General features: G+C 56.3%; 16 protein-coding genes. 6 read left to right on the top strand and 10 right to left on the bottom strand.

From position 1 onward, the window contains the following. Positions 1–323: 323 nt before the first annotated feature. Positions 324–3,431, top strand: a complete 3,108-nt coding sequence (locus HC757_RS03530; protein ID WP_425313949.1) for a glycosyl hydrolase family 18 protein — start codon at positions 324–326, stop codon at positions 3,429–3,431. A gap of 168 nt (positions 3,432–3,599) precedes the next feature. Here HC757_RS03530 and HC757_RS03525 read toward each other — a convergent pair whose 3' ends face one another. Then, the gene (locus HC757_RS03525; protein ID WP_169562928.1) at positions 3,600–4,664 is read right to left on the bottom strand and encodes a 3-deoxy-7-phosphoheptulonate synthase; all 1,065 of its coding nucleotides are present in this window, start codon (positions 4,662–4,664) and stop codon (positions 3,600–3,602) included. Between the two features lie 181 nt (positions 4,665–4,845). Beyond that, positions 4,846–5,658, bottom strand: a complete 813-nt coding sequence (gene ppsR, locus HC757_RS03520; protein ID WP_169562927.1) for a posphoenolpyruvate synthetase regulatory kinase/phosphorylase PpsR — start codon at positions 5,656–5,658, stop codon at positions 4,846–4,848. Positions 5,659–5,782: 124 nt separating this feature from the next. Between ppsR and ppsA the strand changes: the two genes are divergently transcribed. From ppsA to HC757_RS03500, 4 genes are all read left to right on the top strand, one after another. After that, the gene (gene ppsA, locus HC757_RS03515; RefSeq protein ID WP_169562926.1) at positions 5,783–8,152 is read left to right on the top strand and encodes a phosphoenolpyruvate synthase; all 2,370 of its coding nucleotides are present in this window, start codon (positions 5,783–5,785) and stop codon (positions 8,150–8,152) included. A gap of 94 nt (positions 8,153–8,246) precedes the next feature. Next, positions 8,247–11,294, top strand: coding sequence for a D-2-hydroxyglutarate dehydrogenase YdiJ (gene ydiJ, locus HC757_RS03510; RefSeq protein WP_169562925.1), 3,048 nt, complete (start codon positions 8,247–8,249; stop codon positions 11,292–11,294). Positions 11,295–11,374: 80 nt separating this feature from the next. Then, the gene (locus HC757_RS03505) at positions 11,375–11,830 is read left to right on the top strand and encodes a DUF1285 domain-containing protein (RefSeq protein WP_169562924.1); all 456 of its coding nucleotides are present in this window, start codon (positions 11,375–11,377) and stop codon (positions 11,828–11,830) included. Positions 11,831–12,047: 217 nt separating this feature from the next. After that, on the top strand, positions 12,048–12,467 hold the full coding sequence (locus HC757_RS03500; RefSeq protein ID WP_169562923.1) for a MarR family winged helix-turn-helix transcriptional regulator: 420 nt from the start codon (positions 12,048–12,050) through the stop codon (positions 12,465–12,467). Positions 12,468–12,492: 25 nt separating this feature from the next. On the opposite strand, the gene HC757_RS03495 is transcribed toward HC757_RS03500, so the two are convergent. Both HC757_RS03495 and HC757_RS03490 read right to left on the bottom strand, forming a co-directional pair. Then, positions 12,493–12,840 (bottom strand): hypothetical protein, encoded by a 348-nt coding sequence (locus HC757_RS03495; RefSeq protein WP_169562922.1) that lies wholly within the window; start codon positions 12,838–12,840, stop codon positions 12,493–12,495. A gap of 180 nt (positions 12,841–13,020) precedes the next feature. Further along, positions 13,021–14,055: a Glu/Leu/Phe/Val dehydrogenase gene (locus tag HC757_RS03490; protein WP_169562921.1), complete on the bottom strand. Its 1,035-nt coding sequence runs from the start codon at positions 14,053–14,055 to the stop codon at positions 13,021–13,023. A gap of 262 nt (positions 14,056–14,317) precedes the next feature. Here HC757_RS03490 and HC757_RS03485 point away from each other — a divergent pair, with 262 nt between their 5' ends. Next, positions 14,318–14,746, top strand: coding sequence for a DUF4826 family protein (locus HC757_RS03485; RefSeq protein ID WP_169562920.1), 429 nt, complete (start codon positions 14,318–14,320; stop codon positions 14,744–14,746). 170 nt (positions 14,747–14,916) lie between these two features. Here the strand turns inward: HC757_RS03485 and HC757_RS03480 are convergent, their stop codons facing one another. From HC757_RS03480 to HC757_RS03455, 6 genes are all read right to left on the bottom strand, one after another. After that, the gene (locus HC757_RS03480; protein ID WP_169562919.1) at positions 14,917–16,059 is read right to left on the bottom strand and encodes a ribosomal protein uL16 3-hydroxylase; all 1,143 of its coding nucleotides are present in this window, start codon (positions 16,057–16,059) and stop codon (positions 14,917–14,919) included. Between the two features lie 67 nt (positions 16,060–16,126). Further along, a complete protein-coding gene (gene purB, locus HC757_RS03475) occupies positions 16,127–17,497 on the bottom strand; it encodes an adenylosuccinate lyase (protein WP_169562918.1) in 1,371 nt (456 codons plus the stop codon). Positions 17,498–17,522: 25 nt separating this feature from the next. Next, on the bottom strand, positions 17,523–18,158 hold the full coding sequence (hflD, locus tag HC757_RS03470) for a high frequency lysogenization protein HflD (protein ID WP_342343034.1): 636 nt from the start codon (positions 18,156–18,158) through the stop codon (positions 17,523–17,525). Position 18,159: 1 nt separating this feature from the next. Then, complete coding sequence (mnmA, locus tag HC757_RS03465; protein ID WP_169562917.1) at positions 18,160–19,275, bottom strand: tRNA 2-thiouridine(34) synthase MnmA; 1,116 nt, start codon at positions 19,273–19,275, stop codon at positions 18,160–18,162. Positions 19,276–19,467: 192 nt separating this feature from the next. Beyond that, complete coding sequence (locus HC757_RS03460; RefSeq protein ID WP_169562916.1) at positions 19,468–19,944, bottom strand: NUDIX hydrolase; 477 nt, start codon at positions 19,942–19,944, stop codon at positions 19,468–19,470. Beyond that, complete coding sequence (locus HC757_RS03455) at positions 19,928–20,659, bottom strand: pseudouridine synthase (protein WP_425313945.1); 732 nt, start codon at positions 20,657–20,659, stop codon at positions 19,928–19,930. The genes HC757_RS03460 and HC757_RS03455 overlap by 17 nt, the downstream gene beginning before the upstream one ends. Positions 20,660–20,822 lie beyond the last annotated feature (163 nt).

Here is a 20,822-nt window from a genome sequence, read left to right as displayed (position 1 = left end):
TATTGTACGCAGTTTGGCGCCATTATGATAGTCATGTCGCGGCGCGTGCCGCATCTGGGGTTGCCGGCCAGGCTTTCGGCCTCGGCCTCGGCTTGCGTCAGCGGTTTACCCCAGACCCATTATTGTGCCCGTTCATCCTTTTGTTATAAGCATTCACTTAAAAATATATCCTGGCTATTAACAAATTTTAAACATGAGCGTAAGTTGTTAGGGTCGTCACTGGTCTTAATCACTGGCCTTGGTCGCTGCCGGAGCCCGTCTCCGGCACAGGGGATTGGCGACATTAACTTCAATACCGAAAAAGGAATTTACTCATGAGTGATATGAAAGCCAATGCCGGCTGGCGCTCGCCGCTCGCGACGGCCCTCGGGCTGGCCTTGTTGGCCATGGGATCGAATGCCCATGCCGCCGCAGTCGACTGCAGCGACGCCGCGCCCTGGTCGGCGGCACAAGTCTATGCCGTTCCGACGGACGTGACTTACCTGGACATCTTGTATCGAAACCAATGGTGGACCACAAATGAAAATCCGGCCCAAACCGGCCAGTGGGGCGTGTGGCAGACGCTGGGGGAATGCGGCAGCGGGTCAAACTTGCCGCCGGTGACTGCCATTGTTTCACCACAAAATGACAGCGCTGTCTTAGTGGGCGATGAGGTGACCATAATGGCATCGGCGAGCGACCCGGATGCGGGCGATACCCTGGTGAAGCTCGAGTTGTGGGTCAACGACCTGCTGGTGGCGACCGATAGCAGTGCCCCCTTCAGCTTCAATTGGCAGGCGGCCAGCGCCGGCGTGTATCTGTTGCAGACCAAGGCCTATGACAGCCACGAGGCCAGCGGCGTGTCCCAACCCATCAAGCTCACGGCAAACATAGGCAATCAGGCGCCGAGGGTCAGCCTGACGGCGCCGGCGGATAACTTTGTCCTGACGTTGAACACTCCACTGGCATTGACGGCCGAGGCCAGCGATCCCGAGGGTGAGCTTGCCGGCGTGCGTTTCTGGGTCAATGGTGAACTGATAGGCGAAGATGCCAGTGCTCCCTACAGCGCCAGTTACACCGCGCCGAGCGCCGGGCCGCTGCGGCTGCAGGCCGAGGCTGTGGATAGCCAGGGGGCCAGCAGTCTGTCGACGGCGCTGACGGGATTTGCCGGAACCCAGACGGGTGACGATGAAGCCTGTCGCCCCGAAGGCCTGCTCGGCAACTCGCGTTACTGCCTGGTGTATGACGAGTCCGGCCGCGAGAAGATGGGCGCGGATCATGCGCGGCGCATCATAGGTTACTTCACCTCCTGGCGCACAGGGAAAAACCATCAGGCGGCCTATCTGGCCAAGGACATACCCTGGGACAAGATCACCCATATCAACTACGCCTTCGCCCACATAGATGCGAGCAATCACATCTCAGTCGGCGATCCCGCCAGTCCAGACAATGCCGCCACCGGCATGACCTGGGACGGGGTCGCGGGCGCCGAGATGGACCCGACCTACGCCTACAAGGGCCACTTCAACCTGCTGAACAAGTACAAGAAACTGCATCCGAACGTCAAGACACTGATCTCCATCGGTGGCTGGGCCGAAACCGGCGGCTATTTCGATGACACTGGGGCCAGGGTGGCCAGCGGGGGCTTCTATGAGATGACCAAGACCCAGCAGGGCATGGACACCTTCGCCGATTCTGTGGTTGCCTTCCTGCGCACCTATGGCTTCGATGGTGCCGACATAGACTATGAATATGCGACCTCCATGGCCAAGTCGGGCAATCCGGACGATTTCGCCGTGTCCGAGCCCCTGCGCGCCAGTCTGTTCAAGCAATACGATGCGCTGATGCAGACACTGCGCGAGAGGCTCGACGCCGCAGGCTTGGCCGACGGCAGGCACTACATGCTGACGGTCGCCGCGCCGGCCTCGGGTTACCTGCTGCGGGGGATGGAGGCGTACCAGATGACGCGTTACCTGGATTACGTCAACATCATGAGCTATGACCTGCACGGTGCCTGGAACGACTTCGTCGGCCATAATGCCGCCCTGTTCGACACAGGCAGCGATGCCGAGCTGGCCTTCTGGGATGTGTACAGCACTGTGCAGTATGGAGGGATAGGCTATCTCAACACCGACTGGGCCTACCATTATTTCCGCGGGGCCATGCCCGCAGGGCGGATCAACATAGGCATTCCTTACTACACCCGGGGTTGGCAGAATGTCAGCGGTGGCACCAACGGCTTATGGGGACTGGCGGCCTACCCGGATCAGACGGCCTGCCCTACGGGGACCGGGGATGGCACCGCAAACTGTGGTTATGGTGCCCAGGGGATAGACAACCTGTGGCACGATCTCGATATTCATGGCGCCGAGATGTTCGCCGGATCCAATCCCATGTGGCATGCCAAGAACCTGGAGCAGGGGATCAGCGGCAGTTACCTGGCCGACTATGGTCTGGATCCCAGCTTGCCGTCGGATAGGCTGACCGGCACCTATGAGCGTCATTACGATGCCGTGGCCGAGTCGTCCTGGTTATGGAATCCGCTCAAGAAGGTATTCCTGTCGACCGAAGATGAACAAGCCATGGGCCGCAAGGTGCAGTATGTGCTGGACAAGGGCATAGGCGGGGTGATGTTCTGGGAATTGGCCGGTGACTTCGCCTGGTACCCGAGCCGCAACGCCGGCCAGGGCGAATTCTACATAGGGGATACCATGACCAGCATCGCCTATAACGCCTTCGCCACCGCCACGCCCTACGGCAACCGGCTGAGCAATCAACCCAGGCCGCAGCAGGCGCTGGACTTGAGTGCCAGCCTCTCGGGCTTCAAGCAGGGTGACAGCAACTATCCCATCACGCCGACACTGACCATAAGCAATCACAGTCATGTGACCATTCCGGGCGGCGCCGAGATAGCGTTCGACATCGCCACCGCCACTTCGGCGGTGATAAGCGACGAGTCCGGCATGGGGCTGACCGTGGTGGCCGATGGCTCGAACGCCGCCGGCAACAACATAGGCGGACTGGAAAAGGACTTCCACAGGGTCAAGTTTACCCTGCCGAGCTGGAAGAGCCTGGCGCCCGGCGCGAGTTTTGCCGGCAGCATCAAGTATTACCTGCCCGTGGCCATGCCGTCGAACTTCAGTGTGAGTTTCAACGGTGAGACCTATGGTTTCGGCAGCGAGGGGGCCGGCCCGCAATTGCCATCGGCCGACTGTGATACCGAGCCTGCGGCCTGCCCGCCACCCGAGGATGGTTGTGCGGCGGCCGGCATAGACGCGAGTCTGATCCCTGCCTATCCGGATTTTCCCCAGAAAGACTGGCAGGGCAATCCAAGCCATGCGGCCACGGGCGATCGGATGAAAAATGCCAGCGCCGTGTTCGAGGCCCTGTGGTGGACTCAGGACAGTCCGGGCAGCAGCGGCAGTTGGCGTTTCCTCTGTAACTTGCCCTAGGGGCGCCTTAGAGAGCGGCGAATGAGTCGGCTTCCCTGGCGCAATTCATTCGCCGTATGAGGATAAAAAAGGCTTCCCGAAGGAAGCCTTTTTTATATGGGGTACAAGGCCATATATGAAGAGCCATGCTGCAGCGGCGCAGGGCCGCAACAGGGTGCCGCAATAAGGTTATTTTGCGAGCAAGGCGCGGCGCGCTCTCGATGCCGCGGCCAGGTCCCGCAGCAGTTTCTCCGAGTCGTCCCAGTGCAGGCAGGCGTCTGTGATGCTCTTGCCGTAGCAGAGGGGCTCACCGGCAACCACCTTCTGATTGCCTTCCTGAATGAAGCTTTCCGCCATGATGCCGGCGATGGCTGTGCTGCCGCTGCGCATCTGCGCCATGATGTCTGCGGCGACGTCCAATTGCTTCTTATGATTTTTTTCGCTGTTGCCGTGGCTGAAGTCCACCACCATGCGCTGGGAGATCCCCGCGGCTTCCAGCTGTACCCTGGCTTTTTCTATGTCGGCGGCAAAGTAGTTGGGCGTCTTGCCGCCACGCAATATGATGTGGCCGAAGGGGTTGCCATGGGTGCGATACACAGCCATGGCGCCGTCTTTGTCCGGCGAATAGAAAATGTGCGGCACCTTGGCGGCACGCACGGCATCCACGGCGATATTGATATTGCCGTCGGTGCCATTCTTGAAACCGACCGGGCAGGAGAGGGCCGAGGCCATCTCGCGGTGAATTTGGCTCTCAGTGGTGCGGGCGCCGATGGCGCCCCAAGTGACTAAGTCGGCAATATATTGACCGTTGACCATGTCGAGAAACTCTGTGGCTATCGGCAGTTTAAGTTCGGTAATTTGCTGCAGCAGCTGGCGCGCCAGACGCAGGCCCTTGTTGGGGCTGAAGCTGCCATCGAGATCCGGATCCGAGATCAAGCCCTTCCAACCTACTATGGTGCGTGGCTTCTCGAAGTAGACCCGCATCAGGATGCAGAGATCCTCTTTGAGTTCCTGGTGCAGCTTGGCCAGGCGGCCGGCATACTCCAGCGCCGCCTTGGTATCGTGGATGGAGCAGGGGCCTATGATCACCAACAGCCGCTGATCTTCACCCGCTATGATGGCTTCGACTTCGCGACGTTGTTGCACCAGATAATCGGCGGCATCCTGAGTTAAGGGGTACTCAGATGCCAGTTGGGCAGGTGAGATGACTTTCGCCAATAAGGTCGTACGGAGTTCGTCTGTTTTAATGGTCATTCATAATACCGGGCATGCGTGCGGCGTTTTTCGCCAGATTGGTAAGATTATAACGAATCGCGCCGCGCTGCACAGTGCCTATCGTCGCAATTCTAACCAAGTGGGCAATGAATTTGCTTCAGCTTAGATAAATATCAGCGAAAGAGCGCTGATCCCAAACGGAAATTGGCATGGTTCGGTCTCAGAACATGTGCCTTTCCATGCCTGTGACATCGAGGATCTTGGTGGCGATTTCTTCTACCGAGTGATTGGTGGTGTCTATATAGGGAATGCGCTCGCGTTTGAACATCATCTCCACTTCCTTGACTTCCAGCCGGCATTGGCGCAGTGAAGAGTAACGGCTGTTTTCCATGCGGCTCTGGCGAATTTCATGCAGGCGCACGGGATCTATGGTCAAACCGAAGAGTTTGCTCTTGTTGCGCTTGAGGGCGTCGGGCAACTTGAGATTATCCATGTCATCTTCGGTAAAGGGATAATTGGCCGCCTTGATGCCGAACTGCATCGACAGATAGAGGCTGGAGGGGGTCTTGCCGCAACGGGACACGCCCAGGAGCACAAGATCTGCGTGATCCATGTGCTTCATTGTCTGGCCATCGTCATTTTCCATGGCGAAGTTGATGGCATCTATGCGGGTTTCGTAGCTGTGATTGGCCTTGCCATGGGTACGATGCAGCACCGGCATGGCCGAGACCCCAAGATGTTGCTCCAGTGGCGCCACGAAGGTGTTCAAAAAGTCATAATCCAGGCCTTCGCTGGAGTAGATGATGTCGCGAATTTCCGCTTTGACTATCGAATGGAACACCAATGGCCGTTCGCCTGTTGTAATAAAACTATCATTGATTTGGCGTTTAACCGCTTCTGCCTTGGAAATTGTTTCGACAAATGGGATTGTAAGCTGTTCAAATTCTAACGGAAATTGAGAGAGTACCGCATGTCCAAAAACCTCGGCCGTGATCGCCGTGCCGTCTGAGATGTAGAATACTTTTGGTGCCATACTGACCTCTTGTAGTAATAAAATTACAAATAAAATTATAGATTTACGCTGCTTGTGCTGGAGTGTAAAATGCCGCTGCCCTCGTGTGAAGGGGCCACTGAAATAAACTTGCGGAGATAGAACTGTGCAGCAATACGTACTCTGGTATCAGGAATTAGGCATGGGTGACGTCAACTTGGTTGGCGGTAAGAATGCTTCTCTTGGCGAGATGATCAGCAATCTGTCCAATGCTGGTGTTCAAGTGCCTGGCGGATTTGCGACAACTTCCCATGCGTTCAACGAGTTTCTTGAGCAAAGTGGAGTAAACCAGAAGATTCATGACATTCTCGATTCACTGGATGTGGACGATGTCAACGCACTGGCCAAAGCGGGTGCACAGATCAGACAATGGGTGATAGATACCCCTTTCCAACCCGAATTAGAACAGGCCATCCGTGAGTCTTATGACAAACTGGCTGCCGAAACCCAGGACGCCTCGTTCGCTGTGCGCTCCTCCGCTACCGCCGAAGACATGCCCGATGCCTCTTTCGCCGGTCAGCAAGAAACTTTCCTCAATGTGAAAGGTTTCGAATCAGTGCTGGTGGCTATCAAGCACGTATACGCCTCTCTGTTCAACGACCGCGCCATATCTTACCGCGTTCACCAGGGTTATGACCACAGGGGCGTCGCCCTGTCTGCCGGTGTGCAGCGCATGGTGCGCTCGGACAAGGCGTCTTCCGGTGTGATGTTCACCATGGACACTGAATCTGGCAACAACGACGTGGTCTTCATCACTTCATCTTTCGGTCTGGGTGAAATGGTGGTGCAGGGCGCAGTTAACCCAGACGAGTTTTACGTGCATAAGCCGACACTGGTCGCAGGTCACAAGGCCGTGGTGCGCCGCAATATTGGCAGCAAGCTGATCCAGATGGTGTACTCAGACGATGCCGCCCACGGTAAGCAAGTCAAGATTGAAGATGTTGACGCCGCCCAGCGCCGTCAGTTCTCAATCAACGATGCCGAAGTGATGGAACTGGCCAAACAGGCCATGGTCATCGAGAAGCATTATGGCCGTGCCATGGATATCGAGTGGGCCAAAGACGGTAACGACGGCAAGCTCTACATAGTCCAGGCCCGTCCCGAGACTGTCCGCAGCCGTGAAGACGTACAATTGATCGAACGCTATCACCTGAAAACCCGTGGCGATGTCATCTGCGAGGGTCGCGCCATAGGCCATAAGATTGGCAGCGGCGTGGCTAAGGTACTGAACTCCATCGCCGACATGGATCAAATCCAGCCGGGTGATGTGTTGGTCACCGACATGACAGATCCTGACTGGGAACCCATCATGAAGCGCGCCAGCGCCATCGTCACCAACCGTGGCGGCCGTACCTGTCACGCGGCCATCATCGCCCGCGAACTGGGCGTGCCTGCGGTAGTAGGTTGTGGCGACGTGACCGAGCGCATCAAGAATGGTCAGTTGGTGACCGTCTCTTGTGCCGAAGGTGACACGGGCCTCATCTACGAAGGCCAGCAAGAATTCGACGTGGTAACCAATCGCGTCGATGCGCTGCCTGAATTGCCGATGAAAATCATGATGAACGTGGGTAACCCCGACAGGGCCTTCGATTTTGCCCGCCTGCCTAACGAAGGTGTCGGCCTGGCCCGTCTGGAATTCATCATCAACCGCATGATAGGCATTCACCCCAAGGCCTTGCTGGAATTCAACCAGCAGTCTGCCGAGCTGCAGACCGAAATCAATGAGATGATCGCCGGTTACGACTCTCCGGTCGAGTTCTACATAGCGCGTCTGGTCGAGGGCATCGCCACCATAGCCTCGGCATTCCACCCGAAGAAAGTCATAGTACGTATGTCCGACTTCAAGTCGAACGAATACGCTAACCTGGTTGGCGGTGACAAGTACGAGCCGGAAGAAGAAAACCCTATGCTGGGCTTCCGTGGTGCCAGCCGTTACATCTCAGAGTCGTTCCGTGACTGTTTCGCCCTCGAATGCGAAGCCATCAAGCGGGTACGCAACGAGATGGGCCTGAAGAACGTCGAAGTGATGATCCCCTTCGTGCGTACCGTCAGCGAAGCCGCGCAAGTGATAGAGCTGCTGAAAGAACAAGGCCTGGAGCGGGGTAAAGACGGTCTGCGTGTCATCATGATGTGTGAATTGCCATCCAACGCCCTGTTGGCGGATCAATTCCTCGAGCACTTCGATGGTTTCTCCATCGGCTCGAACGATTTGACTCAGCTGACCCTGGGTCTGGACCGTGACTCAGGCATCATCAGCCACCTGTTCGATGAGCGTAACGACGCGGTGAAAGCCCTGTTGTCCATGGCCATCAAAGCCGCCAAGGCCAAGGGTGCCTACGTGGGTATCTGTGGTCAGGGACCTTCGGATCACGCGGATTTCGCCGCCTGGTTGGTCGAGCAGGGCATAGATACAGTGTCGCTGAATCCTGATACAGTGATCGATACTTGGTTGTATTTGGCCGAAGCACACGCTTAAGCAGCCAATTTATCAACTTGTTAAGAAAAGCCGCTTTTTAGCGGCTTTTTTTTGTTTATAATGAGCCAATAACGATAATTGACAGAAGCCATTCATGTTACCCCTGCTAACGCATCAACAAACTTTAGAACCCATTTACTTGGCCTATCTGGACGCCCTGGCACTGACTGAGTTTGCCGGCGACATAGATAAACGCTACAGCGCGCGTCTGGCCCAGGCGACGGATAATTCCGTCTATCAATTTCTTCCCCAGGCGGTCATTTACCCCAAGAGCCGGGCCGATGTGCAAATTGCGCTCAGGCTGGCCGCAACGGATGAGTTCAACAAGGTGACCTTCAGCGCCCGTGGCGGCGGCACAGGTACCAACGGTCAGTCGCTGACCCATGGGCTGATCCTCGATGTGTCGCGCTACATGAACCGGGTGCTGGAAATCAACGCCGAGGAAGGTTGGGCCAGGGTCGAGGCGGGGGTGGTCAAGGATGCGCTCAACGATGCGCTGCGGCCCCACGGCTTCTTCTTCAGTCCCGACTTATCGACCTCGAACCGCGCCACAGTCGGCGGCATGATCAACACGGACGCCTCGGGCGCCGGCTCTTTGGTGTACGGCAAGACTTCGGATCATGTGCTGGGACTGAGCAGTGTCCTCATAGATGGCAGTGTGCTCGATACCCATCCAGTGGATGCCGGGCAACTGCACACGCCGGCGCAGCTCACCGACAACGCCATGGGCCAGTGGCTGCTGACCGAGATAAGCCGGGTATGCCGTGAGCAGCGTGAGCTGGTCAAGGCGCGCTTTCCCAGACTCAATCGCTTCCTGACCGGCTATGATCTCGAGCATGTGTGGAACGATGAGCTGAGCAGGTTCGATCTGTCCCGTATCTTGACCGGCTCGGAAGGCACGCTGGCGGTGATCACCGAAGCCAAGCTCAATTTGACGCCGCTGCCGACCCGCCGCGCCATGGTCAATATCAAGTACGACTCCTTCGAGTCGGCGCTGCGTCATGCCCCGGCTTTGGTGGCGGCGCGGGCGACAGTGGTGGAAACCGTCGATTCCAAGGTATTGAATCTGGCCAGAGAAGACATAGTCTGGCATTCGGTCAAAGATCTTATCCAGGAAGTCCCTGGCAAGGTCATAGAAGGCCTGAACATGGTCGAGTTTGCCGGTGACGACGAGGAAGTACAGCAGAAGCTCGCCAGCCTGGAGGCCGTGTTAACCACACAAATTGCCAACGGCGAGTGTGGCGTGCTCGGCTATCAGTCTACCCAGGACAAGCCCAGCATAGAAAAGATCTACGGCATGCGTAAGAAGGCCGTTGGCCTCCTGGGCGCCACCAAAGGCAGACGCAAGCCCATAGCCTTCGCCGAAGACACGGCCGTGCCGCCGGAGAAACTCGCCGATTTCATCATGGAATTCAGGGCTTTGCTCGATGGCCATCAGCTGCAATATGGCATGTTCGGCCATGTGGATGCCGGGGTGTTGCATGTACGTCCGGCGCTGGACATGTGTGATGTCGAAGACGAGGCACTGCTGAAAACCATCTCGGATCAGGTGGCGGCGCTGACGCTCAAATACGGCGGCCTGATGTGGGGCGAGCATGGCAAGGGAGTGCGGGGCGAATACGGCCCGGCGGTCTTCGGCGACGAACTCTACAGTGTGCTGCAGCACATCAAGGGCCTGTTCGACCCGGATAACAGGCTCAATCCCGGCAAGCTGGTGGCCCCCAAAGACAGCGGCCCCTTGCGCTACAATGTTGACAGCGCCAAGCGCGGCAGCTTCGACAGGCAAATTCCCGTGCTGGTGCGCGATGCCTTCCCGGATGTGATGAACTGTAACGGCAACGGCCTGTGTTTCAACTACAGCACTTACTCGCCCATGTGTCCCTCCTTTAAGGTCACGGGCGACAGGATACATTCGCCCAAGGGCCGCAGCAGTTTGATGCGGGAATGGCTCAGGCTGCTGGAGGCCGAAGGGGTGGATGTCAATGAGCTGGCCAGGGCCAAGCCATTCGGCTGGTTGCAAAGGGTGCAGAATAGCCTCAATGCCAAGCGCGACTATGACTATTCCCATGAGGTGATGGAATCCTTGCAGGGCTGCCTGGCCTGCAAGGCATGCTCCAGCCAGTGTCCTGTGAAGGTGGATGTCCCCAAGTTCAGGGCGCAATTTTTTAACATCTATTACCAGCGCTATCTGCGCCCGGCGAAGGACTATCTGGTGGCCGGCATAGAAGACGGCTTGCCGTTGATGGCCAAGGCGCCCAGACTGGTCAACCTGGCGGCGCAGAACCGTTTCAGCCAGTGGTTGCTCGAGAAGACGCTCGGCTATGTCGACACCCCGGCCCTGTCGGTGCCGACCCTGAAACAGCGACTGGACGGCCATGCCTGTCGCGGCTATGACTTAGGGGCGTTGCAGCGCTTGTCCCCGGAGGAGCGCCGCCGCCATGTGCTCGTGGTGCAGGATCCCTTCAACAGCTTCTATGATGCCGGACTTGTCCTGCGTTTCATTCAACTGATTGAAAAACTGGGCTTCAAGCCGGTGTTGCTGCCCTTCAAACCCAATGGCAAACCGGCACATATCAAGGGCTTCCTGGACAAGTTTGCCAAGATGGCCAAGACAAGTGCCGATTTCCTCAACCAGCTGCATGCACTGGACATGCCCATGGTTGGCATAGATCCCGCCCTGGTCCTGTGCTATCGGGATGAATATAAAGAAATCTTGGGACAAGCTCGAGGCGACTTCGAGGTGCAGCTGGTCAACGAATGGCTGCTGCCCCTGCTGGACACCTTGCCTGCACCTGCATCGACAGCCGAGGCGTCGAGACCCGAGTTTACCTTCTTCAGCCATTGCACCGAGTCGACCGCCAGGCCCAACACGGGTAATGAATGGCAACGTATCTTCAACCACTATGGGGCCGATTTGAAGACGGTGAACCTGGGGTGTTGCGGCATGTCCGGCACCTATGGTCATGAGACGCAGAATTTGCAGCGCTCCCGGGAGCTGTTCGCCATGTCATGGCAACCGACCCTGGCGCAGACAGCAGCTGAGCGCGTCTTGGTCTCAGGTTATTCCTGTCGAAGCCAGGTCAAACGCTTTGCCGGCTTAAAGCCGCAACACCCATTGGAAGCCCTGCTGACACTGGTGTGAGTCGCAGCAGCCTGTATTATGGAGTGAGCTAAAGGATGAGCCAGCGTAATGCTGGCTCTCATTTCTGCAGGAAACACGCGATGAAGCAAGATACTGCCAGTGCCGAGCAGGCCCTGATCCATTGGCTGCAACAGACGGACTGCAGCCGGGAAGTCCTCTTCGACATAGATGCCGCCGGGGATTGGTTTTACCGTCACGAACCTCTGCCGGAAAAATACGCCAGACTCTTTGCCTCTGTCCTGCATTGCATCGAGGGACGGCATTTCCTGCTCACCCCCGCGGAGCGGCTCGAGGTGAGCGTCAGGGAGCAACCTTTGATCATAGTGGATTACCGCCCACGGGAGGATGGCGGCTTAGTGTTATGCAGCAGCATAGGCACTGAACACCCTCTGGCCGATGTGCGGCAGTTTCAGGTGCAACAGCAGGGGATCTATGTCGAGTTGGAGCGCGGTTTAACGGCCCGGCTGGGGCGCGCCTGTTACTATCGTTTCGTCGACGAATTTCTGTTGTCCGGGGAGGGATCTGCCGCGGACTGAAATACAAAGCTGACTTTGCCTGTCTTTATTAGTGCTATACCTGCCTGTATTAAGCTTGACGAAAACATTCACACACTCTTTATAACCATTAGTGCTATAGCTGTCAGGATTAAGCACTAGTTTCCTGCAGGTTAAGTGATAGTATAAAACTAGCCCGGGCGCTGGCGTTATGCCGGTCCGGGACCTTGAACAGACGAGTGGGGTTTGGAGGTAAGGTTTGAAGTATTATGAAAGCTTAGGTTATCTGGTATCGCATCTTAACCTTGAGCTGCAAAATGAATTGGATCGCCAACTTAAGCGTTATCATCTCGATATCAAGCTTTGGCCTGTGCTGTTTTCTCTCTGGCAGGAGGAGGGGCTAAGCCAGACCGAGCTCTCCAAACGCTGTGATGTGGCGAACTACACCATGACCCGGCTGTTGGATCAGCTGCAGTCGCTGGGCTTTATCAGCCGCCATCAGGAGGCAGATAACCGTCGTACCTTTCAAATATTCCTCACAGACGAGGCCAAGGCGCTGGAACAAGATCTTATTTGTGAAGCCGAACGGGTCAACCAGAAGTTTCTCGCCAATCTCACGGGCGAGGAGCAGCAAGACTTCATGGCGTTATTGAATAAGATAAATGCCTTGGAGGACTAGTCTGGGATCTTCTCGGCTGCCAGGCTCAGACATTCAACCACATGAGATACAGTATGGCTACACAGGCGAAAGACAGGCTATGTTGCAGGTAGCGCCGGGTTCTCAGCAGATGTTCTTTGCCTTGTTTGAGACTGGTGACCAATAATTCCCTTCGATAGATGCGGCATGTCAGTTCCTGGGTCTGGGGATCCAACAGGAGTTGAAAGCGATAGCTATGGCCGTCCTTATGCTTTACGAGGTGCTCGCTCCTGGGGCCGAAATTCAGCTTGCGTGATACCAGACTCCCATTGATGAACACCCGCTCCAAACCATTCCAGTCACTGGCTTGTACTTCGACCACATCCGAGTTGAGATTGTAGGTAAAGCTGACCATAGTGCTGTCCTTTGCCCGGAAATCAGCCTCTAATTTAAGTCGACAACGGGGGAATTCGCCAGCATAGAAAGATGAATTTTGTGTTTCAGCAGGGAGGGCAGGAAGAGAAGGGTGCAGGCTATGCAGCAAAAGGAGCAGCCGGGGGGCTGCTCCTTTAATCTTATCTACAATGGTGCAGAGTTACTTCTTGGCGGCGTCTATGATGGTCTTGGCCATCTCGTCGGCAACCGCACCCGTGGTGCGGTTCTGTGCTTCCGCCTGAGTGAAGATCTTCAGCAGGGTGTTGTAAATTTCTTCTACCTTGGCGGTCGACTTGGCGGCGTCATAGTCTTTTTCGAACGAGACGTTGATGATGCCACCTGCGTTGATCACATAGTCAGGGGCGTAGAGTATGCCCATGTCCTTGAGCATTTCACCGTGACGGACTTCGGCCAGCTGGTTGTTGGCGCAACCGGCAACGATAGTCGCCTTGAGCAGCGGCAGGGTAGTGTCGTTCAGTGTGGCACCCAGGGCGCAGGGAGCGTAAACATCGACGTCCTGTGTATAGATATCCTGCGGCGCGACCACAATGGCACCGAATTCGGCGGCCACCTTGTCCAGTGACGCCTGGTGTATGTCGGTAACGATCAGCTCGGCACCTTCTTCATGCAGATGCTTACACAGGTAATAACCCACATGACCCACGCCTTGAACCGAGATCTTCAGGCCCTTGAGGCTGTCCAAACCACGCTGATGCTTGACGGCGGCTTTGATACCCAGATAGGTTCCCAGGGCGGTGAAGGGCGATGGATCGCCACTCTGGCCTTCCAGGCCCATCATGTAAGGGGTTTCCTGGTGGGCGATCATGATATCGGCAGTGGTGGTGCCCACATCTTCGGCCGAGTAGTAACGACCGCCTATGCTGTCGATGAAACGACCGAAAGCACGGAACAGGGCTTCCCTGTCCTGGGTCTTGGGATCGGCGATAATCACAGACTTGCCGCCACCCATACTCAGACCGGCCAGGGCATTCTTATAGGTCATGCCACGGGATAAACGTAAGACGTCGGTCAGAGCCTCATCATCGGATGGGTAGTTCCACATACGACAACCGCCGACCGCTGGGCCCAGGTTGGTGTTGTGAATCGCGACAATGGCTTTTAAGCCGCTTTCTTTATCATGACAGAATACAACCTGTTCATGTTCGTCAAAAGATACATGATTAAATACAGCCACGTGCTGATCTCCGTTGAACGATTAAAAAGCCGGCAGGAGCAAGCAACCTGCCGACCTGCTTGTTATATTTATTGCAGAACGATAGCATTTAGCGCTACCCTCAACCAAGCACAGTGAGGGAATATTTACGATTTGTGTGGCAATTTTGCTTTCCACTTTACGTAAACGTAAACTAGATGGCTGTAAATATTGAATATCATGGCGATAGCGAATCGTCAGCTTAGATAGATATCTAAATATAACAATAAGATAGGAAGGAAGTATGACGGAACAAACTGTCGAGCAGAACCCAGACGCCGAAGCCATGAGACAGGCGTGGGTCAGAGAACATTTTCAGAAAGCCAATCGCTTTTTGGCGGAAAAGGGTGTGATCCCCAGCAAGGTGATTGCCGACGAAAGCCGTTATCTTGCCCCCTACCTGGCGGTATGGAAGATGGAATCCAAGCAGCCAACCAAGCAGACCTTCTGGGTGATGTCGGGCGATCTGCCCTCAGATTATGTCGACGTCAAAGTGGCGGCGACCGCCCGTGAGGCGATCCGCCATTTTTCCATGATGTGGCAGATGAAGGCGGAAAATTTGCATAGATCCGGTGCCACCAAAGACCCGACTCAGGCCAAGTTCGCCGACTTGCTGGTATCCCGCGCCGAGAGCCTCTACCAGATCCAAAACGACGAGAAACTCTGGGGCTGAGCCAGCCAGCCCGGAATAGCTCAGAAGGGCAGGGTTAACAGTACGATAAAAAAAGAGGCACCCGAGGTGCCTCTTTTTTGTTTCCAGCCTGCAAACTCAGGCTTAGAACAGCCCTAAGCCCATGAGCCATATCTAAGGCGCATGGCTAAAGCGGACGCTTGAGCTATGCCTCACTCGCTCAGGTAGCAATAGCCTTTGTTGATGAGCTGGCAGAGTAACTCAAGCACTTCGGCTTGCCGGCATAGGGCGAGAGCCTCATCCGGGCTCAGCATGACGTGATTGCAGAGCTGCTGCAGTGTGGCTTCATCCGTGCCTGGCAGAGGGTGGACTTCACCGTTGATGAACAGGCGTGCGCTGGCGTCGTCTTCGAGGCGTAATACCTTGAGGCCGCCTATGCGTCTGATGCTGGCGCCTTGCTCCAGGGCATCGAGCAACTCCTGGGTGCTGTAGGCTTCTTCACCCTCACAGATATCCAGTTCGAACCTGTTTTGACTGAGGAGTTTCCCCAGTACCGCCTGATAGCAGTCTGGATCTTGGCTCAACTGGGTCAAGAGCGCCATGATGCCGGCTTGATGGCTGGCGCTGATGATACCCGGTGCCGAGCCTTCCTCGTTGGAGGTAAATCTCTGTTGTCCCTGGTTGGTGTCGATCAGCTCATCGGCTATCTGGCTCACCAGTTCCTGTTGACTCGGGGCACGGAAGCCGATGGAGTAACTCATGGCCAGTGACAGGGTTTCGCCGCAGTGGGGGAAACCCGGCGGTATGTAGAGCACGTCGCCCTTTTCCAACACTATGTCTATGATGGGCTCGAAATCGTCGATCAGGGGCGAGTCAGGGTTGCCGCCGCGGGTCTTGACATTGCGGGTGTCCGCCAGCTTGTTACCCACTTTCCAGCGTCGCTGACCTTCGCCCTGAATGATGAACACATCATAGTTGTCGAAATGCGGACCGACGCCGCCTTTGGGGGTGGCGAAGGAGGCCATGAGATCGTCGAAGCGCCAGTCGGGCAGGAAGCGAAACGCCTCTACCAGGGGCTGGGCATCCGGATACCAGTGATTCACCGCCTGCACCAGCAGTTGCCAGTGGGTCTCACCGAACTTGTCATAGTCCTCGAACGGTCCCTGGATCAGCTCCCAGTCCTTGTCCTTGGTGACTACCACCCGGGAGGCGATCTCTTCCTCACAGGCGAGCCCGGCCAGTTCGTCGGCGCCTATGGGGTCGACAAAATCGGGGAAGGCCTGCTTGATGACCAAGGGTTGCTGCTGCCAGTACTGGCCGATGAACTGCTGAATATCTAGATTGAGTTTATACATAGTGTCAAAAAAGGCGGCAGGCCTCTGATAGGTGCCTCGCCGCCTTGAACCTCTCGGTTAGGGTTAATTACTTGAGCTCGTCGACGAAGGCTTCGGCGCGGCCGATGTAGTTGGCCGGAGTCAACTTCTTCAGCTCGACCTTGACGTCGGCCGGCAATTCCAGGCCATCGATAAATACCGCCAACTGCTGGGCATCGATACGCTTGCCGCGGGTCAGTTCTTTGAGCTTCTCGTAGGGCTTCTCTATGCCGTAGCGGCGCATCACCGTCTGTACCGGCTCGGCCAGGACTTCCCAGTTCTGATCCAGCTCGCTGCGCAGATGTTCTTCGTTGACCTGCAGCTTGCTGATGCCTTTGAGTGTCGCCTGATAGGCGATCAGTGCGTGGGCTATGCCGACGCCCAAGTTACGCAGCACTGTCGAGTCGGTCAAGTCACGCTGCCAACGGGATACAGGCAGCTTGGCCGCCAGATGTTGCATCAGGGCGTTGGCGATGCCCAGGTTACCCTCGGAATTTTCGAAATCGATAGGGTTGACCTTGTGCGGCATGGTCGATGAACCTATTTCGCCGGCAATGGTGCGTTGCTTGAAGTGGCCCAGGGCGATATAACCCCAGATGTCACGGTCGAAGTCGAGCAGCACAGTATTGAAGCGGGCGATGGCGTCGAACAACTCGGCGATATAGTCGTGTGGCTCGATTTGGGTGGTGTAAGGATTCCAATTCAGTCCCAGGCTGGTCACGAAACGCTCGGACAGCTCATGCCAGTTGACTTCCGGATAGGCGGAGATGTGGGCGTTGTAGTTGCCCACGGCGCCGTTGATCTTGCCCATGATCTCGACCGCCTGAATTTGCTTCAGTTGACGTTCCAGACGCACCGCGACGTTGGCCATTTCCTTGCCCAGGGTCGAAGGTGAGGCCGGTTGTCCATGGGTGCGTGACATCAGTGGAATGGCGCGATATTCGACCGCCAAGGTCTTGACTGCGTCGACCAGTTGCTGGCAGTAAGGCACCAGCACCTGGGTGCGGGCTTCGGTCAGCATCAGGCCGTGTGACAGGTTGTTGATGTCTTCAGAGGTACAGGCGAAGTGCACGAATTCGTCGATGGCGACCAGCTCGGGGTTGGTGGCGATTTTTTCTTTGATGAAATACTCGACCGCCTTCACATCGTGGTTGGTGGTGCTTTCTATGTCTTTGACCCGCTGTGCATCTGCTTCACTGAAGTTGTCCTTGATGCTGTCCAGCAGCGCCAGTGCGGTTTCGCTGAAAGGCGGGATCTCGGTAATCTCGGGGCAGCTCGACAACAGCTTCAACCAGTTGATTTCGACTTGAACACGGTACTTGGTAAGACCGAACTCGCTGAAAATCCCTCTCAATGAAGCGGTTTTACTACCATAACGACCGTCTATCGGAGAGATAGCAGTTAGTGCGGAAAGATCCATGTGAAGCTCCTTGATGAACTGTATTTTATTGTAGGGTAAGACTTTTAGTTGCTGTGTCTACTATGGCCTTGCGGGCAAACACTAAGTGTCTGCGCCGGCCGCCCAGTTGACGCCACAGCACGGCACTGCGCATGGCTGCGAGTAACAGTGCCCGAATTTTTTGCTGTACCAGCGGCCGCTGCAGACACACTGGATTGCCTGAGATCTGCAGTTTGGGCCCCAGGTTGCTGATGATGTCGCTGTAGATGCTGGCCAGGTTGGCGATGACTTGCTCGTCGGTGATCTTGAAATGATGCAGTTGTCTATGCACCTGATTGATGCGCTCCGCCACCATGCCCATGCCATTTTTCGATCTGGCGAGCTTGCGCTCCAGCGCCAATATGCCCACCAGATAACGTGTGACCTCAACATCTTTCTTATTGCCATCGCCCAGTTGGGTCTGGATCAGCCGGTAACCCGTTTTCAGCGCGACCTGATCCTGATACACCTCGGCGGTGTTTTCCGGGCTGGTGACCAAGATGGTATTCAGACTGGCGGCCAGGGCTTCCTGCTCGCTCTCGCCTTGCCTGGCGAGCTTTTGTACCTGGGCTATGGCCTGCAAGATGCCGGCAAAGGCCATTGTACGCTCGAATAAAGTGCGTTCTACCGCTTGCTCGCTCACATTAGCCTCGTATCAATTCGTCTATGATGCCGCCGCCCAAGCAGATCTCATCTGCGTAAAATACTGCCGACTGCCCCGGAGTCACTGCCGCCACCGGCTCATCGAAGCTGACCCTGATATGGTCTGCATCCAGGTAGCTCAGGCTGCAGGCCACATCTTGCTGACGGTAGCGGGTCTTGACCGTGAGCCTGGCGCCATCGGCGGGTCCCTGTCTGTCGACCCAATGCAATTGCTTGACTGTCATGCCGACCGACATCAGCCGTGGGTGACGTCCACCCTGGGCGACCACCAGCACGTTGCGCTCAAGATCTTTATCTACCACATACCAGGGGTCGTCGTTGCTGTTCTTCAGCCCGCCTATGCCCAGGCCCTTGCGCTGGCCTAGGGTGTGGTACATCAGCCCCTGATGGGTGCCTATGACTTCGCCTTCGGCCGTCTCTATCTTGCCTGGCTGCGCCGGCAGGTAAGTCGCCAGGAAGTCGGTGAACTTGCGCTCGCCGATGAAGCAGATACCCGTACTGTCTTTCTTGTCATGGGTGATGAGCCCCATCTCGCGGGCTATGTCACGCACTTCGGATTTTTCCAGCTCGCCCACGGGGAAGAGGGCACGGGCGACCTGCGCGTGACTCAGGGTGTAGAGGAAGTAGCTCTGATCTTTGTTGCCATCGACACCGCGCAGCATCTGAGTGCTGCCAGCGACATCGCGACGGCGCACATAGTGGCCCATGGCGATATAGTCGGCGTCGAGGATCTCATCGGCAAATTCCAGGAAGGCCTTAAACTTGATTTCCTTGTTGCACATGATATCCGGGTTTGGGGTACGGCCCGCCTTATACTCGGCCAGGAAATACTCGAACACATTGTCCCAGTATTCGGCAGCGAAGTTGACCGTATGCAGCTTGATGCCGAGCTTGTCGCAGACGGCCTGGGCATCCTTCAAATCGGCATTGGCGGCGCAGTATTCGTCGGTGTCATCTTCTTCCCAGTTCTTCATGAAAAGGCCTTCAACCTGATAGCCCTGCTTCAACAGCAGATAGGCAGATACAGATGAATCAACACCGCCGGACATGCCGACAATGACTTTTTTTCCAATATGAGTGGGTTCGATTGACGTCATAGATCCTAAAACCGTTAAGTATATTCATGCAGCGAGCAAACGCATGCCGCGGCAATGCGCTTGCCAAGTCAAACCTGCGCTAATGCTGTGTCGCCTCGGTGGCCTGAGCCGTTTTTCGGGCGCTTTTGCAGCAGGCTGTTGTTGCAGGTTTATGCGGGGCCATATTCTATCATGGCTTGATGCCAGGGGCTATCATGGCTTGATGCCCGGCGTTATGTTGAGCGACCGGCTATCGAGCAGCTCCAGCGGGTAGCGCCGGCCCTGCAGATAATCCCGCAAGGAGGCCAGCACCAGGGGACTGCGGTGGCTCTGCTCCAGGGCGATGAGTTCATCCAGGCTTAGCCAGAGGGCGGCGCTGATGGCCTCGTCCCTGGGCGCCGTTGGGTTTGGCTCGTCCAGGCTGGCGCAGAAGGTGAAGCGCACGAAGGCCAGTTCGGCATCGGCGCTGAACTGGTAGATGCCGACCAGGGCGTCGGGCATCAATTTCAGGCCGGTTTCTTCGTAGACTTCTCTTTGACAGGCGGCGATCAGGCTCTCTCCCGGCTCCAGATGACCCGCGGGCTGATTGTAGCGCCTGACGCCGTCAATCTGCTCCTCTACCATCAAAAACTGCTCCCGACACTGGATGATGCAGGCGACTGTGACGTTGGGCTTATATCTTTGGCTCATGGACCGAATATTCGCCGGATTTGAGGCCATCGAGACTCCATTGACCTATTTTATAACGAATTAATCTTAAGGTCGGATAGCCAACATGGGCCGTCATGCGTCTGACCTGGCGATTGCGACCCTCACAGATCTGGATTTCCAGCCAGCGGGTTGGAATGTTCTGACGCTTGCGTACCGGCGGATTGCGGGGCCAGACATCGGGCGCCGTCATCGGCTTGACCTCGGCTGGCAGTGTCATGCCGTCTTTGAGCTCGACCCCTTGGCGCAGCGCCGCCAGGGCCTCTTCTGTGGGTATGCCTTCGACTTCCACCCAGTAGGTCTTGAAGGTTTTTTGCTTGGGTTCCGTCAGGCTGGCCTGCAGTTTTCCCTGATTGGTCAGCAACAGCAGGCCCTCGCTGTCCCTGTCCAGGCGGCCGGCGGCGTAGACGCCGGGCACGGGAATGAAGTCTTTCAATGTCTTGCGCCCTTGGGCGTCTGTGAACTGGCAAAGGACATCGAAGGGCTTGTTGAACAAGAGGATGACAGGTGCTTCTGTCGGCGTTGTGGTGTGGGCGGCACGGGGTTTCTGGCTGCCGAAGATGGGTTTCTTGCGGGTGCTGGTGTTCGCATGTTTGCGTCTGGCGATCACCTTGTCTCTGTCGCCCATGGGCTGACGTTTTTCACTCTTGGCCGGGGTCTTGCGTTGTGCGGTTTTAGGCTGGGTCGGACGTGGCACGCGTTACCTGACTTAATCTGCTGTAAAATGATGTAGCCACAGTGTACTCGGCATTCGCCCTTAGTGGAATTTGAATATTATGATGAATGCTCTATGATGTCCGCCTAAATAAGCTCTCTGTTTTATGTCATTCATGCTTTGCGACCCGCCTCTTGCGCGGTGT

The sequence above is a fragment of the Shewanella salipaludis genome, from assembly GCF_012911865.1.
Lineage (GTDB): Bacteria > Pseudomonadota > Gammaproteobacteria > Enterobacterales > Shewanellaceae > Shewanella > Shewanella salipaludis.
This window is presented reverse-complemented; position numbering and strand designations above follow the sequence as displayed.

Excerpts from the sequence above, each read along its gene's own strand:
- HC757_RS03530 (WP_425313949.1), top strand. The coding sequence starts at position 324 with ATGAAAGCCAATGCCGGCTGGCGCTCGCCGCTCGCGACGGCCCTCGGG.
- HC757_RS03525 (WP_169562928.1), bottom strand. The coding sequence starts at position 4,664 with ATGACCATTAAAACAGACGAACTCCGTACGACCTTATTGGCGAAAGTC.
- ppsR (WP_169562927.1), bottom strand. The coding sequence starts at position 5,658 with ATGGCACCAAAAGTATTCTACATCTCAGACGGCACGGCGATCACGGCC.
- ydiJ (WP_169562925.1), top strand. The coding sequence starts at position 8,247 with ATGTTACCCCTGCTAACGCATCAACAAACTTTAGAACCCATTTACTTG.
- HC757_RS03505 (WP_169562924.1), top strand. The coding sequence starts at position 11,375 with ATGAAGCAAGATACTGCCAGTGCCGAGCAGGCCCTGATCCATTGGCTG.
- HC757_RS03495 (WP_169562922.1), bottom strand. The coding sequence starts at position 12,840 with ATGGTCAGCTTTACCTACAATCTCAACTCGGATGTGGTCGAAGTACAA.
- HC757_RS03485 (WP_169562920.1), top strand. The coding sequence starts at position 14,318 with ATGACGGAACAAACTGTCGAGCAGAACCCAGACGCCGAAGCCATGAGA.
- HC757_RS03480 (WP_169562919.1), bottom strand. The coding sequence starts at position 16,059 with ATGTATAAACTCAATCTAGATATTCAGCAGTTCATCGGCCAGTACTGG.
- purB (WP_169562918.1), bottom strand. The coding sequence starts at position 17,497 with ATGGATCTTTCCGCACTAACTGCTATCTCTCCGATAGACGGTCGTTAT.
- mnmA (WP_169562917.1), bottom strand. The coding sequence starts at position 19,275 with ATGACGTCAATCGAACCCACTCATATTGGAAAAAAAGTCATTGTCGGC.
- HC757_RS03460 (WP_169562916.1), bottom strand. The coding sequence starts at position 19,944 with ATGAGCCAAAGATATAAGCCCAACGTCACAGTCGCCTGCATCATCCAG.